General features: G+C 73.8%; 10 protein-coding genes and 1 pseudogene. 5 read left to right on the top strand and 6 right to left on the bottom strand.

All coding sequences use genetic code 11. The annotated features are described in order from the left end of the window. Positions 1 to 50 precede the first annotated feature (50 nt). The 4 genes from ACFC0D_RS23690 to ACFC0D_RS23675 all read right to left on the bottom strand — a co-directional run bounded on the left by ACFC0D_RS23690 (position 51) and on the right by ACFC0D_RS23675 (position 3,974). Positions 51 to 947 carry a hypothetical protein gene (locus ACFC0D_RS23690; protein WP_376439280.1) on the bottom strand — a complete coding sequence of 299 codons (897 nt, stop codon included), beginning with the start codon at positions 945 to 947 and terminating at the stop codon, positions 51 to 53. Further along, entirely contained in the window at positions 944 to 1,648 is a 705-nt protein-coding gene (locus ACFC0D_RS23685) for a hypothetical protein (RefSeq protein WP_376439277.1), read from the bottom strand. The genes ACFC0D_RS23690 and ACFC0D_RS23685 overlap by 4 nt, the downstream gene beginning before the upstream one ends. Next, complete coding sequence (locus tag ACFC0D_RS23680; protein WP_376439275.1) at positions 1,645 to 3,171, bottom strand: hypothetical protein; 1,527 nt, start codon at positions 3,169 to 3,171, stop codon at positions 1,645 to 1,647. The genes ACFC0D_RS23685 and ACFC0D_RS23680 overlap by 4 nt, the downstream gene beginning before the upstream one ends. Before the next feature lie 98 nt (positions 3,172 to 3,269). Next, positions 3,270 to 3,974 (bottom strand): GntR family transcriptional regulator, encoded by a 705-nt coding sequence (locus ACFC0D_RS23675; RefSeq protein WP_376439272.1) that lies wholly within the window; start codon positions 3,972 to 3,974, stop codon positions 3,270 to 3,272. 169 nt (positions 3,975 to 4,143) lie between these two features. Here ACFC0D_RS23675 and ACFC0D_RS23670 point away from each other — a divergent pair, with 169 nt between their 5' ends. The 5 genes and pseudogenes from ACFC0D_RS23670 (at position 4,144) to ACFC0D_RS23650 (ending at position 8,513) form a co-directional block, all read left to right on the top strand. Next, a complete protein-coding gene (locus ACFC0D_RS23670; RefSeq protein ID WP_376439269.1) occupies positions 4,144 to 5,424 on the top strand; it encodes an MFS transporter in 1,281 nt (426 codons plus the stop codon). Beyond that, positions 5,421 to 6,226: pseudogene (locus ACFC0D_RS23665) on the top strand (putative hydro-lyase). Before ACFC0D_RS23670 ends, ACFC0D_RS23665 begins: the two are co-directional and overlap by 4 nt. Before the next feature lie 39 nt (positions 6,227 to 6,265). Continuing rightward, the gene (locus ACFC0D_RS23660; RefSeq protein ID WP_376439267.1) at positions 6,266 to 7,030 is read left to right on the top strand and encodes a LamB/YcsF family protein; all 765 of its coding nucleotides are present in this window, start codon (positions 6,266 to 6,268) and stop codon (positions 7,028 to 7,030) included. Next, the gene (locus tag ACFC0D_RS23655; protein ID WP_376439264.1) at positions 7,027 to 7,653 is read left to right on the top strand and encodes an allophanate hydrolase subunit 1; all 627 of its coding nucleotides are present in this window, start codon (positions 7,027 to 7,029) and stop codon (positions 7,651 to 7,653) included. The genes ACFC0D_RS23660 and ACFC0D_RS23655 overlap by 4 nt, the downstream gene beginning before the upstream one ends. Continuing rightward, positions 7,650 to 8,513: a biotin-dependent carboxyltransferase family protein gene (locus tag ACFC0D_RS23650; RefSeq protein WP_376439262.1), complete on the top strand. Its 864-nt coding sequence runs from the start codon at positions 7,650 to 7,652 to the stop codon at positions 8,511 to 8,513. Before ACFC0D_RS23655 ends, ACFC0D_RS23650 begins: the two co-directional genes overlap by 4 nt. A 35-nt stretch (positions 8,514 to 8,548) precedes the next feature. Here the strand turns inward: ACFC0D_RS23650 and ACFC0D_RS23645 are convergent, their stop codons facing one another. Further along, entirely contained in the window at positions 8,549 to 12,148 is a 3,600-nt protein-coding gene (locus ACFC0D_RS23645) for a hydantoinase B/oxoprolinase family protein (RefSeq protein WP_376439259.1), read from the bottom strand. Continuing rightward, complete coding sequence (locus tag ACFC0D_RS23640) at positions 12,145 to 13,032, bottom strand: SGNH/GDSL hydrolase family protein (RefSeq protein ID WP_376439329.1); 888 nt, start codon at positions 13,030 to 13,032, stop codon at positions 12,145 to 12,147. The genes ACFC0D_RS23645 and ACFC0D_RS23640 overlap by 4 nt, the downstream gene beginning before the upstream one ends. Between the last annotated feature and the right edge of the window lie 254 nt (positions 13,033 to 13,286).

Raw genomic sequence — 13,286 nt, 5'->3', positions numbered from 1 at the left:
GACTCTCGTCGACTGGTTCGGTGATGACGCGGGGCGGTGGCGCGGGGCGGTTACGCGTGGAAGGGCAGGCCGGCGTCGGCGGCGAGCTCCAGGTCGTCGCCGTCGGGCGGCGGGAGGAGTGTCGCGGAGCCGTCGCTGACGGGGACGACGCCGAGGTCGAGGAGCTCGGCCATGGCGGCGCTGCCCGCCATGTCGCGCACCTGGAGCTGGTAGCGGGCGGTGGTGCGGTAGGCGCCGCCGGCGTCGTCTCCGGTGCGCTGGAGGAACCCGGAGTCGGTGAGGAAGGCGACGGCCTTGCCGACGATGCCGGTGGTGGAGCCGGCGAGACGGCGGGCGTCCTTGGTGGCGCCGGTGGAGCTGCGGCGGGCGTAGATCCGCCAGGCGGCCTCCAGGCCGGGGGCGTCCGAGGCGGGGTCGGTGTTCTCGCCCTGCTCCTCGGCGCGCTCTTCGAGCCGGCGGCAGGCCTGGCGTACGAAGGAGTCGACGCCGTTGACGGTGAGGCGGCCGATGTAGCCGTCGTCGGCGAGGTCCTCGGGGCGGGGGAAGGCCATGGCGGCGACGGCGAGGTGGGCGAGGCCGTGCAGGAACCGGTCGGCGGAGTCGGTCGAGGCGCGGCGGGCGTAGTCGCCCATGCGGACGGCGAAGACGGAGTCCTCGCCGGCGGTCACGGCCATCCCCGCGCGCGGGGAGACTTCGAGGACGACGAGTCCGAGGCCGGTGGCGACGGCGTCGGCGAGGCGCGCGAAGGCGGGGTCCTCGCGGTAGCGCCGGAGCAGCTCGGCGTACTCGGCGTCGCGGGCGGGCAGCAGCTTGGGCTGGAGCCCGAACGAGACGAGCCGTGCGGCGTCGGCGGCGTCCGCGGGGGTGACTGCGGCGGGCGCCGCCGGGGTGTGCGGGGGCTCCGGCTCGCTCCACGCGTCGGCGTGCTCGGCGTGGTGTTCGCTCACGGCTGGGGCTCCTCGGTGGGGGTGGTCGGCGGTGCGGTGGGGACGGGGCGCGGCAGGGGCAGGCGGACGGGGGTGACGCGCACCGCCTTCCGCCGGGGCGGGACGTCGCCGGACGCGCCCGCGGGGGCGCTCAGCCGGACGGCTCGCACGGAGGGAGCCGGACCGCGGCGCGCCGGCGCGGGCGCCGACACGACCCCGACGGCCATGACGGGCGCGGTGGGTGTCCCGCCGGCGACGGCCGGATCGTCGCCGTTCGGGAGCGGGGCGGCGTCGGCCTCCTCCGCGAGGGCCGGCTCGACCACGAGCGGGCCCTGGGCCGGGAGCCGGGGCCCCGCCGGGAGGGAACTCCCGACCAGGGGCGGACCGTCGACCGCGGGCGCACTCCCGACCGCCGAAGGAGCAGGCACGACCACGGTCTCACCCGAAAGGCGGATCCCGTCGACCGGCTTCCCGTCGACGACCGACGGCCCGGCCGGGAGAGCGCCCTCGGCCGACGGCGGACCTTCGACCGCGAGCGCACTCCCGACCGCCGAAGGAGCAGCCACGACCACGGTCTCGCCAGGAAGGCGGATCCCGTCGACGACGGGCGCCCCGGCCGTGCGGGTGTCCTCGGCCGGGGGCCGGGCCTCGCCCGATGGCGTGTGATCCTGCGGGGACGGCGGCTGGGGCAGCGTTCCCGTTGCCGCCTGGTCCGTGGTCATGAGGCCTCCGTGCGGTCCGCGGCCATGCCCAGTGCGTCCAGGAGCGCCGTACCCACTATCAGGTCGGCGCCGCCGAACTCCGGGTCGTCCAGCTGCGTGCCGTCGTCGACGGCGAAGAGCAGGCGCTCCTCGCCCTGGCGGTACGCGGTGCCGACCGGGGGGCTCGCCGCGTGGACGGCGAGGAGAGCGACCAGGTACGGCAGGTCGGGGTCGCGGCGGCGCGCGTCGGCGAGGAGGCCGGAGAGGCGCCGCGGGGCGTCGTGCTCCAGGTCGAGCAGCTCCATCGCGCTCGCCAGCTGCTCCTCGCTGAAGCGGCTGTCGTCGGGGGTGGCGATCAGGTCCGGCTCGGGCATCTCCGCGCCGAGGTGCTCACGCTCGACCGGCGGGGTGAGCAGCATCTCGACCAGGTCCCCGACGCGCACCGAGGCGGGGGTGCGCAGTCCCGTGCCGCGGGCGAAGAAGGCGTCCGTGACCTTGGTCGCCTGCTCCACGGGGAGCGGCAGGATCGGTGCGACGAGCTGCCCGTACAGATCTATCCCGGTGTACGAGGTGGGCGCGGCGAAGGCCTGCCGGTCCTGCTCGGCGCGGAACAGCGGGCCGGCTTCCAGGAGGCGGGACTGGAGCTGGGTGTGGCGGCGGATGCAGTCCTTGACTATGTCGACGAGCTCGGCGGCGCGACGCTTGTGCTCGGCGTCCTCGGCCTCGTCGCGGGCCTTGCGGATATTGGTGAGGATCGCGTTCTCGTGGCGGTAGCGGTCGGCGACGTGGTCGAGCGCCTCGGCGATCATGTCGGGCACGGCCTGCAGCCAGTCCACGGCACGGACGTTGCGCCGGGTCGCCTCCAGGGTCTTGCGGAGGGTCTCGGCGTACTGCACGGTCCGGTACCGCGCCTGCTCGGCGGCGAGCTGGGCGTCGGCGAGCCGTCCGCGGCTGATGAGGACCTCGAGCTTCACCTCGGCCGCGATCTGGGCGCTGGTGACGTCGGTGTCGAGGGCGCCGACCAGGACGTTGACCGCTTCGTCGGTCGTACGGAGGTAGACCCCGCCGCCGTAGCCGGGGACCTCTTCGATCAGCTTGAAGTCGTAGTCGCGGCGGGTGTAGACGCCGTCGGCGCCGAAGGTGCCGTAGACGGCGCGGAAGCCGCGGTCGACGCTGCCGACGTTGATCAGGTTCTCCAGGACCCAGCGGGCCACCCGCTCGTGTTCGGCGGCGGGGCGGGCGGGGGCCTGGGCGGCGACGCGGGGCAGGAGACGGGCGACGATCTGCTCGTGGTCTGCGCCGGTGTCGAAGTCCATGTTGAGCGTGACGAGGTCGATGGCGGCGAGGGCGACCTCGGCCATCGCGTAGACCGAGTACTCACCGGCCAGGTTCGCCTTGCGGGTGTCCAGGTCGTGCAGCGGCGCGGTGCACGCGAGCGCGCGGAGGCGCCGCGCGAGCCCTTCGTCGGCGGCCGGGCCCTGCGCGGGCCGCGGCCCCGCGCTGAGCTGGGGCGGAACGAGGTCCGTCGAGGCAGGCGAAGTCACGGTGCACAGATTAGGTCCTCGCACCGACAACGGTCGAAACGGCGCAGATGCCCCCCGCGGCGCAGCGGGACGTGGTAGCCCGGGTGCGACCGCTCCGCTCAGGCCTCCAGGGTCTCCGGTTCCTCTACCGCTTTGGCGTAGACCTCGACGATGCGGGTGCGGGAGTCGTCGAGGTAGCCGGCCAGGAGGCGTTCCGCCGTCGTGCGTTCGCCGGCGAGCAGGGCTTCCAGAATCTCCCGGTTTCGTACGAGATAAGGCTCATGGAGGCCGCGAGGGTCGTCGACGATGTGGAAGGCGAGCCGGAGTTCGGCGAGGACGCCCCGCATCAGCTCGTCGGTGCGCGCACTGCCGGCCAGGGCGACCAGTTCGCGGTGGAAGTGGATGTTGGCGGTGGAGACGCCCTTCCAGTCCGCGGCGCGGGCGGCCCGCTCGCCCTCCTCGACCGCGGCGGCGAGGCCGTCGACGGCGAAGGGCGGCTGCCCCAGGTCGCGGACGACCGCGCATTCGACGAGGCGGCGGGTGCGGTAGATGTCGGCGACGTCCTCGACCGTGAGGACGCGCACGAAGACGCCGCGGTTGAGCTGGTGGACGAGCAGCCGTTCGTGCGTGAGCAGCCGGAACGCCTCGCGCAGCGTGTTGCGGGAGACGCCGAGCGCGCCGCCGATGCTGTCCTCGGAGAGCCGGGTGCCGGGCGGGAAGAAGCCCTCGGCGATGCGGGTGCGCAGGATGTCCGCCACTCGTTCCGCCGTGCTGGTCCGCCCGAGCAGCGCCCGGTCGTCCGCCAGTTCGTCGATTCCGCCCACTGTGTCCGTTCCCTCCGTCGTCCGCGGCCGAGTCAATCGCAGGTACCTCGCGGAAACAAGAACGTGACGACATACCTCTTGTCGGATCGTTCAACGATCCTCTACGTTGACGGCACCGCACGGTTCTTCAGTACGTCCTCAGGCACGCCTCCCCCTCTGCGAGGTGCAGATGAGCACGACACAGACCCAGCAGCAGACCCAGGGCGAACGGCCCGACGACACGGGCGCGTTCGCCTGGCTGCGGGCCCTCGGGCCGCGCGGCCGCCGCGCCTTCGGCGGCGCGTTCGGCGGATACGCCCTGGATTCCTACGACTTCTTCACGCTGCCGCTGTCGATGGTGGCCATCGCCGCCTACTTCTCCCTCGACAAGGGCCAGACAGGCCTGCTGACCACGGTCACCCTCGTCGTCTCGGCGATCGGCGGCGCGCTGGCAGGCATCCTGGCCGACCGCATCGGGCGGGTGAAGGCGCTGATGATCACGGTCATCACCTACGCGCTCTTCACCGTGCTGTGCGGCTTCGCACCCAACTACGAGACGCTGCTGGTCTTCCGGGCCCTCCAGGGCCTCGGTTTCGGCGGCGAGTGGGCGGTCGGCGCGATCCTGGTCGCCGAGTACGCCTCCGCCAAGCACCGGGGCCGTACCCTCGGCGGCATCCAGAGCGCCTGGGCGGCCGGCTGGGCGCTCGCGGTGATCGTCTACACCCTGGTCTTCCAGTTCGTCGACGCCGACATCGCGTGGCGGGTCATGTTCTGGACGGGCGCCCTGCCCGCGCTCCTGGTGGTCTACGTCCGGCGGAACGTCGAGGACGCCCCGCAGGCCGCCGAGATCCGGCGCACCTCCGCCGAACGCGGCTCGTTCACCGCCATCTTCAAGGGGCCGCTGCTACGCACCACGCTCTTCGCGGTGCTCCTGTCGACCGGTGTGCAGGGCGGCTACTACACCCTCGCCACCTGGGTCCCCACGTTTCTGAAGACCGAACGCGGTCTGACGGTGGTCGGCACCGGCGGCTATCTGACCTTCCTGATCTCCGGGGCCTTCATCGGCTATCTGACCGGGGGCTACCTCACGGACCGGCTCGGCCGGAAGAAGAACATCGCGATCTTCGCCGCGCTGTCGGCACTGTCCGTCCTCGCCTACACGAACATCCCCACCGGGGCGAACACGCTCCTCCTGGTGCTCGGATTCCCCCTCGGCTTCTGCATGTCGGCCATCTTCAGCGGCTTCGGCTCCTTCCTCGCCGAGCTGTACCCGACGGCGGTCCGCGGTACGGGACAGGGCTTCACGTACAACACCGGGCGCGCGGTGGGCGCCGTCTTCCCGACCCTGGTGGGCTTCCTCGCCGAGAGCTGGGGCGTCGGTGGCGCGCTGATCTTCGGAGCGGTCGGCTACGGACTCGCCGTCCTCGCGCTGCTCGGGCTTCCGGAGACCCGAGGAAAGGAACTGGTATGACGTCCGCGCCGGTTCTCGACCCGCGGGCGGCACGCGCGCGTGCCCGTGCCGGATCGACCGCCCCGACGGCCGGCTGGGCCCCGGGCCACGCGCAGGCCAACCTCATCTCGGTGCCGGCGGACTGGGCGTACGACGTACTCCTGTTCTGCACCCGCAACCCCAAGCCGTGCCCCGTCCTGGACGTCACCGACCCCGGGTCGTGGACCACGGAGCTCGCCGCCGGCGCGGACCTGCGGACGGACCTCCCGCGTTACCGCGTCTGGGAGCACGGGCGACTTGTCGACGAACCGACCGAGGTGACCTCGAACTGGCGTGGCGACCTGGTGTCCTTCCTCATCGGCTGCAGCTTCACCTTCGAGGGGGCGCTCGCGGAGGCCGGGGTGCCGCTGCGCCATGTCGACCAGGGCCGCAACGTCTCCCTGTACGTCACCGACCGGGCGTGCCGGCCCGCCGGGCGTGCCGGCCCGCCGGGCGGCTGCACGGGCCGATGGTCGTCTCGATGCGCCCCGTTCCGGCCGGTCTCGTCCCCACCGCGCGACGGCTCAGCGGACTCCTGCCCGCCGTGCACGGAGCGCCCGTGCACGCGGGTGATCCCGCGGTGCTCGGCATTCGCGACCTCGACCGCCCCGACTTCGGGGACGCGGTCGTGGCGGAGCCGGGGGACGTGCCGGTGTTCTGGGCCTGCGGGGTCACTCCCCAGGCCGCGGTGACGGCCTCGCGTCCACCGTTCGCGATCACCCACGCGCCGGGGCGGATGCTCGTCACCGATGTGCGCGACGCCGAGTACCGCGTCGCGGCCTGACCCGTACCACCACGCCCCGGGAAGGAAGGAACCGTCACCATGACCTGGGCTTCGATCGATCTCAACGCCGACCTCGGAGAGGGCTTCGGCCGCTGGACGCTGACCGACGACGAGGAGCTGCTCTCGGTGGTCACCAGCGCCAACGTGGCCTGCGGATTCCATGCCGGGGACGCGGTCACCATGCGGCGCGTCTGCGAGCTGGCGGCCGCGAGGGGCGTACGGATCGGGGCCCAGGTGTCGTACCGCGATCTGGCCGGCTTCGGCCGGCGCTCCATGGACGTGCCGGCCGAGGAGCTGGCGGCCGAGGTGGCGTACCAGATCGGCGCGCTCCAGGTCTTCGCCCGGGCGGCCGGTTCGGCGGTCTCGTACGTCAAGCCGCACGGAGCGCTGTACAACCGGGTGGTCCGCGACGAGGAGCAGGCCGCCGCCGTCGTGGACGGGGTGCGCCTCGCCGGGGGCGGGCTCCCGGTGCTCGGTCTGCCCGGCTCGCGGCTGCACGAGGCCGCCGAGAAGGCGGGCCTGCCCGTCGTCTCCGAGGCGTTCGGCGACCGGGCGTACACGGCGGACGGCTCCCTGCTGCCACGGGGGCAGGAGGGAGCCGTCGTCACCGATCCGGCGGAGGTCGTCGAACGTTCGGTGTCCATGGCCCGGTTCGGCGTGGTGACCGCGCACTGCGGGCGTTCCGTCGCCGTCCGGGCCCGGTCGCTCTGTCTCCACGGGGACACCCCGGGCGCGGTCGGGCTCGCCCGTCGGGTGCGCGCGCAGCTGGAGGCCACCGGAGTCAGGGTGGAGGCGTTCGTATGAAGGCGCGGCGCGTGTACCGGGTGGGAGAGCGGGCCCTGCTGGTCGAGTTGGGGAGCGGCACGGAGACGGAGGCGTTCCACGCGGAGCTGCTGCGCCGGCGGGCGGGCGGTTCGCTTCCTTCCGTACGGGAGATCGTGCCGGCGGCGCGCACGGTGCTGCTCGACGGGGTCGACGCGCCGGACCTGCTGGCAGGCCAGTTGCGGGAATGGTCGATACCGCCGCTCCACGCGCGCGTGGAGCGGGCCGTCGAGGTGCCGGTCCGCTACGACGGTCCCGATCTGGCCGAGGTCGCCGCACTGTGGGGGGTGTCCGTGGAGACGGCGGCACGGATCCACTCGGGCACCGAGTTCCGGGTCGCGTTCTGCGGCTTCGCGCCCGGCTTCGGCTATCTGACCGGGCTCGGCGAGCAGTACCAGGTGCCTCGCCGGGCCACTCCGCGCACGGCCGTCCCGGCCGGATCGGTCGCGCTCGCGGGGCCGTACACGGGCGTGTACCCACGCTCCTCCCCCGGTGGCTGGCAGGTGATCGGCTCCACGGACACGGTGCTGTGGGACGCGGACCGTGAGCCGGCCGCACTGCTCACGCCCGGCGCGCGGGTGCGCTTCGTGATGGAGAGCCGGTGACCGATCGTGCGGTCGCCGTCGTACGGGCCGGAGCACTGACCACGGTGCAGGATCTGGGGCGGACCGGGTACGCGCATCTGGGCGTGCCCCGCTCGGGGGCGCTGGATCCGGGCGCGGCCCGTCTGGTGAACCGGCTGGTCGGCAATCCGGAGGCCGCGGCGGTCCTGGAGACCACGGTCGACGGGTGCGCGGTACGGCCCCGGTGCGCGGTCACCGTCGCGGTGGGGGGCGCGCCGTGCCCGGTCACCGTCGACGGGCGCCCGGTCGCCTGGGGCACGGCGGTAGGGGTCGCGGCCGGGGCGCTCCTCGAAGTCGGTGCGGCCACCCGTGGCCTGCGCGCGTACGTCGGGTTCGGTGGCGGAGTCGCCGTCGAACCCGTCCTCGGCAGCCGCTCCACCGACCTGCTCTCCGGGCTCGGCCCGGCGCCGCTGGCCACCGGGACCGTGCTGCCGCTGGGAGTGGAATCGGCCGTACGGGGGTCGGTCGACACTCCCCCGTGGCCGGGCCCGCCGGACGAACTCGTCCTGCGGGTCCGGCTCGGGCCACGGCACGACTGGTTCACAGGCGGGGCGCTCCACACCCTCGCCACGCGCGCGTACCGGGTCTCCTCGGCGAGCAACCGGATCGGGCTGCGCACGGAAGGGCCGCCGTTGGAGCGTGCTCGCACCGGCGAACTCCCCAGCGAGGGCATGGTCCTGGGCGCGGTCCAGGTGCCGCCGGACGGCCGGCCCGTGGTCTTTCTCGCGGACCATCCGACGACCGGCGGCTATCCGGTGGTGGCGGTGGTACGGGAGTCCGACCTGGCGGCGGCCGCGCAGGCGGTGCCGGGTACGGCGGTCCGGTTCGTGCCGCTGCGCTGAGCGCCGGGGTTGCGGGACCTCCTACCGGAGGCCGCTCACGAGCGGGCGGGGCCGTAGCCTCCCCCGCCGGGGGTCCGCAGGACCAGGACGTCGTCCGGGCCGACCTCGGTGGCGTCGACGCCACCGAGGCGCTCGACGGTGCCGTCGGCGCGCTCGACCAGGTTCTCCCCGAGCGCACCGGGTTCCCCGCCGGCCATGCCGTAGGGCGGCACCCTGCGGTGGCCCGTCAGGAGGGTCACGGTCATCGGCTCCAGGAAGCGGACACGGCGTTCGACGCCGTTGCCGCCGTGCCACCGGCCGGTCCCGCCGCTGTCCCGGCGTACGGCGAAGGAGTCCACCCGGACCGGGTGGCGCCACTCCAGGATCTCGGGGTCGGTGAGCCGGGAGTTGGTCATGTGCGTCTGGACGGCGTCGGCCCCGTCGAAGCCGTCCCCCGCGCCCGAGCCGCTCGCGACCGTCTCGTAGTACTGCACGCGCTCGTTGCCGAAGGTGACGTTGTTCATCGTGCCCGAGCCCTCCGCCTGGACGCCGAGGGCCGCGTACAGGGCACCGGTGACCGCCTGGGAGGTCTCCACGTTCCCGGCGACCGTCGCCGCCGGGTAGGCGGGCGCGAGCATCGAGCCGGGCGGCACCCGGATGTCCAGGGGTTCCAGGCAGCCGCTGTTGAGGGGGATGTCGTCGTCGACGAGGGTGCGGAAGACGTACAGGACGGCGGCCATCACGACGGAGGTCGGCGCGTTGGCGTTGCCCGGCTGCTCGGGGGACGTGCCGGCGAAGTCGAGGACCGCGGAGCGCCCTTCACGGTCGACGTGGACCGCGACCTGGACGACCGCGCCGCCGTCCGTCTCGTAGCGGTACGAACCGTCCTCGAGCCCGGCCACGATCCGCCGTACGGACTCCTCCGCGTTCGCGCGCACGTGACGCATGTAGGCGTGGACGACATCGAGGCCGAACTGTCCCACCATGGTGCGCAGTTCCTCGATTCCCTTCTCGTTGGCGGCGATCTGGGCGCGCAGGTCGGCGAGGTTGGTGTCCGGGTCGCGGGAGGGGTACCGCGCTCCGGCGAGCAGCGCCCGCGTCTCGTCCTCGCGCAGCCGCCCGTCCCGTACGAGCAGCCAGTTGTCGAAGAGGACGCCTTCCTCGTGGACGGTCCGGCTGAAGGCGGGCATGGAGCCGGGGGTGATGCCGCCGATCTCGGCGTGGTGTCCGCGCGAGGCGACGAGGAAGAGCAGCGCGTCACCGGAATCGTCGAAGACCGGTGTGACCACCGTGACGTCCGGGAGGTGGGTGCCGCCGTGGTAGGGGTCGTTGATCGCGTAGACGTCACCGGGGCGCAGGGAGTCCCCGCCCCTCCGCAGCACCTCCTTGATGGATTCGCCCATGGAACCGAGGTGGACGGGGATGTGGGGCGCGTTGGCGATCAGGTTGCCCTCGGCGTCGAACAGGGCGCAGGAGAAGTCGAGTCGCTCCTTGATGTTGACGGAGTGGGCGGTGTTCTCCAGGCGTACGCCCATCTGCTCGGCGATCGACATGAAGAGGTTGTTGAAGACTTCGAGGAGGACCGGATCGACGTCCGTGCCGACCGCGACGCGTGCCGGGCGGGGCCGCGCCCGAGTGAGGACGAGGTGTCCGCCGTCACCGGCCGTCACCTGCCAGCCGGGGTCGACGACGGTCGTCGCGTCGGCCTCCGCGAGGATCGCGGGACCGATGACGGTGTCCCCGGGGCGCAGGTCCTCCCGCCGGTACAGCGGGGTGTCGCTCGCCGTGGCGGTGCCCGCGCCGTACATCCGTACCGTCGCCCGGGGTGTGGGATCCCCGTCCCGTACGCCCGTCTCGACGGCCACCGGGCCGTGCGGTCCGGCGGTGCCGACGGCCTCGACGGAAACGGCCTCGACGACCAGCGGCCGGTCCATGGTGAAGGCGTACCGTGCGCGGTGGAGGGCCTCGAACGCCTCGGCCATCTCCTCGGCGGCGGCCAGGTCGACCTGGAGGCTCGCGTCCGTGCCGGCGTAACGCAGCAGCACGCGCGCGTGGGTGGTGATCGCGGAGTCGGGCAGGCCGTCGGCGCGCAGCTCTCCCCTGGTCCTGTCGGCGAGTTCGGCGCAGAGCTCCGTCACGCGCGCGTGCGTCCCGGGGGCGTGGAGCTCCGCCTCGACCGACTGCTCGCGCATGGCGGTGGCGTCGGCGAGGCCGATCCCGTACGCCGAGAGCACACCGGCCAGCGGCGGTACGAGGACGGTGTCGACGCCCAGGGCGTCGGCGACGGCGCAGGCGTGCTGGCCGCCCGCGCCGCCGAAGCTGGTGAGGGCGTAGCGGGTGATGTCGTGGCCGCGCTGGACGGAGATCTTCTTGACGGCGTTGGCCATGTTGAGGACCGCGATCTCCAGGAAACCGGCGGCGACCTCCTCAGGGGTGCGGCCGCCGCCGATCTCCTGGGCGAGGGCGGTGAACTTCTCGCGTACGACGGCGGCGTCGAGCGGCTGGTCCCCTTCCGGTCCGAAGACGGCCGGGAAGTGGTCGGGCTGGACGCGGCCGAGCATCACATTGGCGTCGGTCACGGTGAGCGGGCCGCCGCGGCGGTAGCAGGCGGGGCCGGGGACGGCGCCCGCGGAGTCGGGGCCGACACGGTAGCGCCGGCCGTCGTAGTGGAGGACGGAGCCGCCGCCCGCGGCGACGGTGTGGATGTTCATCATCGGGGCGCGCATCCGGACGCCGGCGACCTGTGTACCGAGTTCACGCTCGAACTCGCCCGCGTAGTGCGACACATCGGTGGACGTGCCGCCCATGTCGAAGCCGATCACCCGGTCGAACCCCGCCTGTTCCGAGGTGCGGGCCATCCCGACGACACCGCCGGCCGGTCCGGACAGGACGGCGTCCTTGCCGCGGAAGTGGGCGGCCTCGCGCAGCCCGCCGTTGGACTGCATGAACATCAGCCGGATCCCGGCGAGTTCGCGGGCCACCTCGTCGACGTACCGGCGCAGGATCGGGGAGAGGTAGGCGTCGACGACGGTGGTGTCGCCTCGCGGCACGAGCTTGATGAGCGGGCTGACCTCGTGGGAGCAGCTGATCTGGGTGAAGCCGAGGGCACGGGCGCGGGCGGCGATCCGGGTCTCGTGGTCGGGGTGCCGGTAGCCGTGCATGAGGACGACGGCGGCGGAGCGGTAGCCGGCGCGGTGGGCGGCCCGCAACTCCTCGGCGACGGCGTGCTCGTCGAGCGGCGTGACGACACGGCCGTGGGCGTCGACCCGTTCGGGGACCTCGATCACCCGCTCGTAGACGGCCTCGGGGAGCACGATGTGGCGGTCGAAGAGCCGGGGACGGTTCTGGTAGGCGATGCGCAGGGCGTCGCGGAAGCCCTCGGTGACGAGGAGGACGGTCGGCTCGCCGCGCCGCTCCAGGAGGGCGTTGGTGGCGACGGTCGTGCCCATCTTGACGACATCGATCCGGTCGGCGGGGACCGGCTCGTCGGGGCCGAGCCCGAGGAGGAGTCGGATCCCCGCGACGGCGGCGTCGTGGGGGCGGGCCGGGTCGTGGGAGAGGAGCTTGCGGGTGACGAGCCGCCCGTCGGGCCGTCGGCCCACGACGTCGGTGAAGGTGCCGCCACGGTCGATCCAGAACTCCCAGCGCCCGGTCATTCCCCCATTGTGGCCACCGGGGCGTCCAGCGACACCGCCGCGAGGGCGGCGGACAGGGCGTGTTCGGCCCGCCGGTCGAGCCGGGCGCCGGTGCCGCCCGCCCAGTGGCGCAGCTCGGAGCCCGCCAGGTGCAGCAGCTGGGGCAGCAGGTCGTGGCAGCGCCGGGCGACCCAGCCGGTTCCGGCGGTGGCGAGCCAGAGCACCGCCTCCGCGCGGGTCGGCGGGGGCTGTTCGGGCTCGGGCGAGGGAGGCGTGCCGTGGGCGAGGCCGCGGGCGGCGAGGAGGGCGTGGAACCGTGCGGCGATGGCCCGGTGGCCGCGCTCGCCGGGGTGGAGCCGGTCGGCGCTCCACAGCGACCGGTCGTCGGTCCACTGCGCGTCGGCGAGGTGGAGATGGACGGCGCCGTAGCGGTCGGAGACCGCGTGGACGAGGGCGTTGACGGCTTTCTGGCGGCGGGCGAGCGGACGGGCGAGCGGGGCGGGGAGGCCGAGCATCCGGCCGGGGTCGGGCAGACACGCGGTGAGGAGTACGGCTCCGCCCGCCGTGAGGTCGGCGCAGACCCGGTCGAGACGGTGGGCGAGCCGGGCTATGTCGAAGGTGTGGCGCAGGGTGTCGTTGACACCGACGACGACGGAGGCGAGGTCCGGCCGGAACGCCACGGCTTCGGGGGCCTGCTGCTCGGCCACCTCCTGACTCTGGGCCCCGCTGACGGCGAGGTTCCGGAACTCGACGTCCTGCGCGGGCCCGGCGAGCCCCTCGGCGAGCAACGCGGCCCAGCCACGCCAGGCCCCGTCGACACGGTCCCCGACACCCTCGCTGAGCGAGTCCCCGAGGACGACGAAGCGAAGAACCGCGGCGGGCGCGGCCCCGACCGTCGGGGGCACGTCCCGGCCGGCGGCGAGGGAAGGGGGCGCGGCGTCGGGGTCCCGGCGTTGGGCGGGAAGCGGGCCCACACGCGCGTGAAGGGTCTCGACCGAGTCGGGCGGCCAGGTCTCCACCGGCGCCGCCGGCCGGGCGGCGCACGCGTGGGCGGCCAGGGGGAGGCCCTCGGCGAGCCCCGCGGACCGGATGGCGCCTGCGTGGACGGCCTCGGCCGGGCCGAAGGTGCGGGCGGTGCCCGGCGTCGCGGGTGCGCCGC

The sequence above is a fragment of the Streptomyces sp. NPDC056222 genome (assembly GCF_042264065.1).
Classification (GTDB): domain Bacteria; phylum Actinomycetota; class Actinomycetes; order Streptomycetales; family Streptomycetaceae; genus Streptomyces.
The sequence above is the reverse complement of the archived record's forward strand: the minus strand, read 5'-3'. Positions and strand labels throughout refer to the sequence as shown.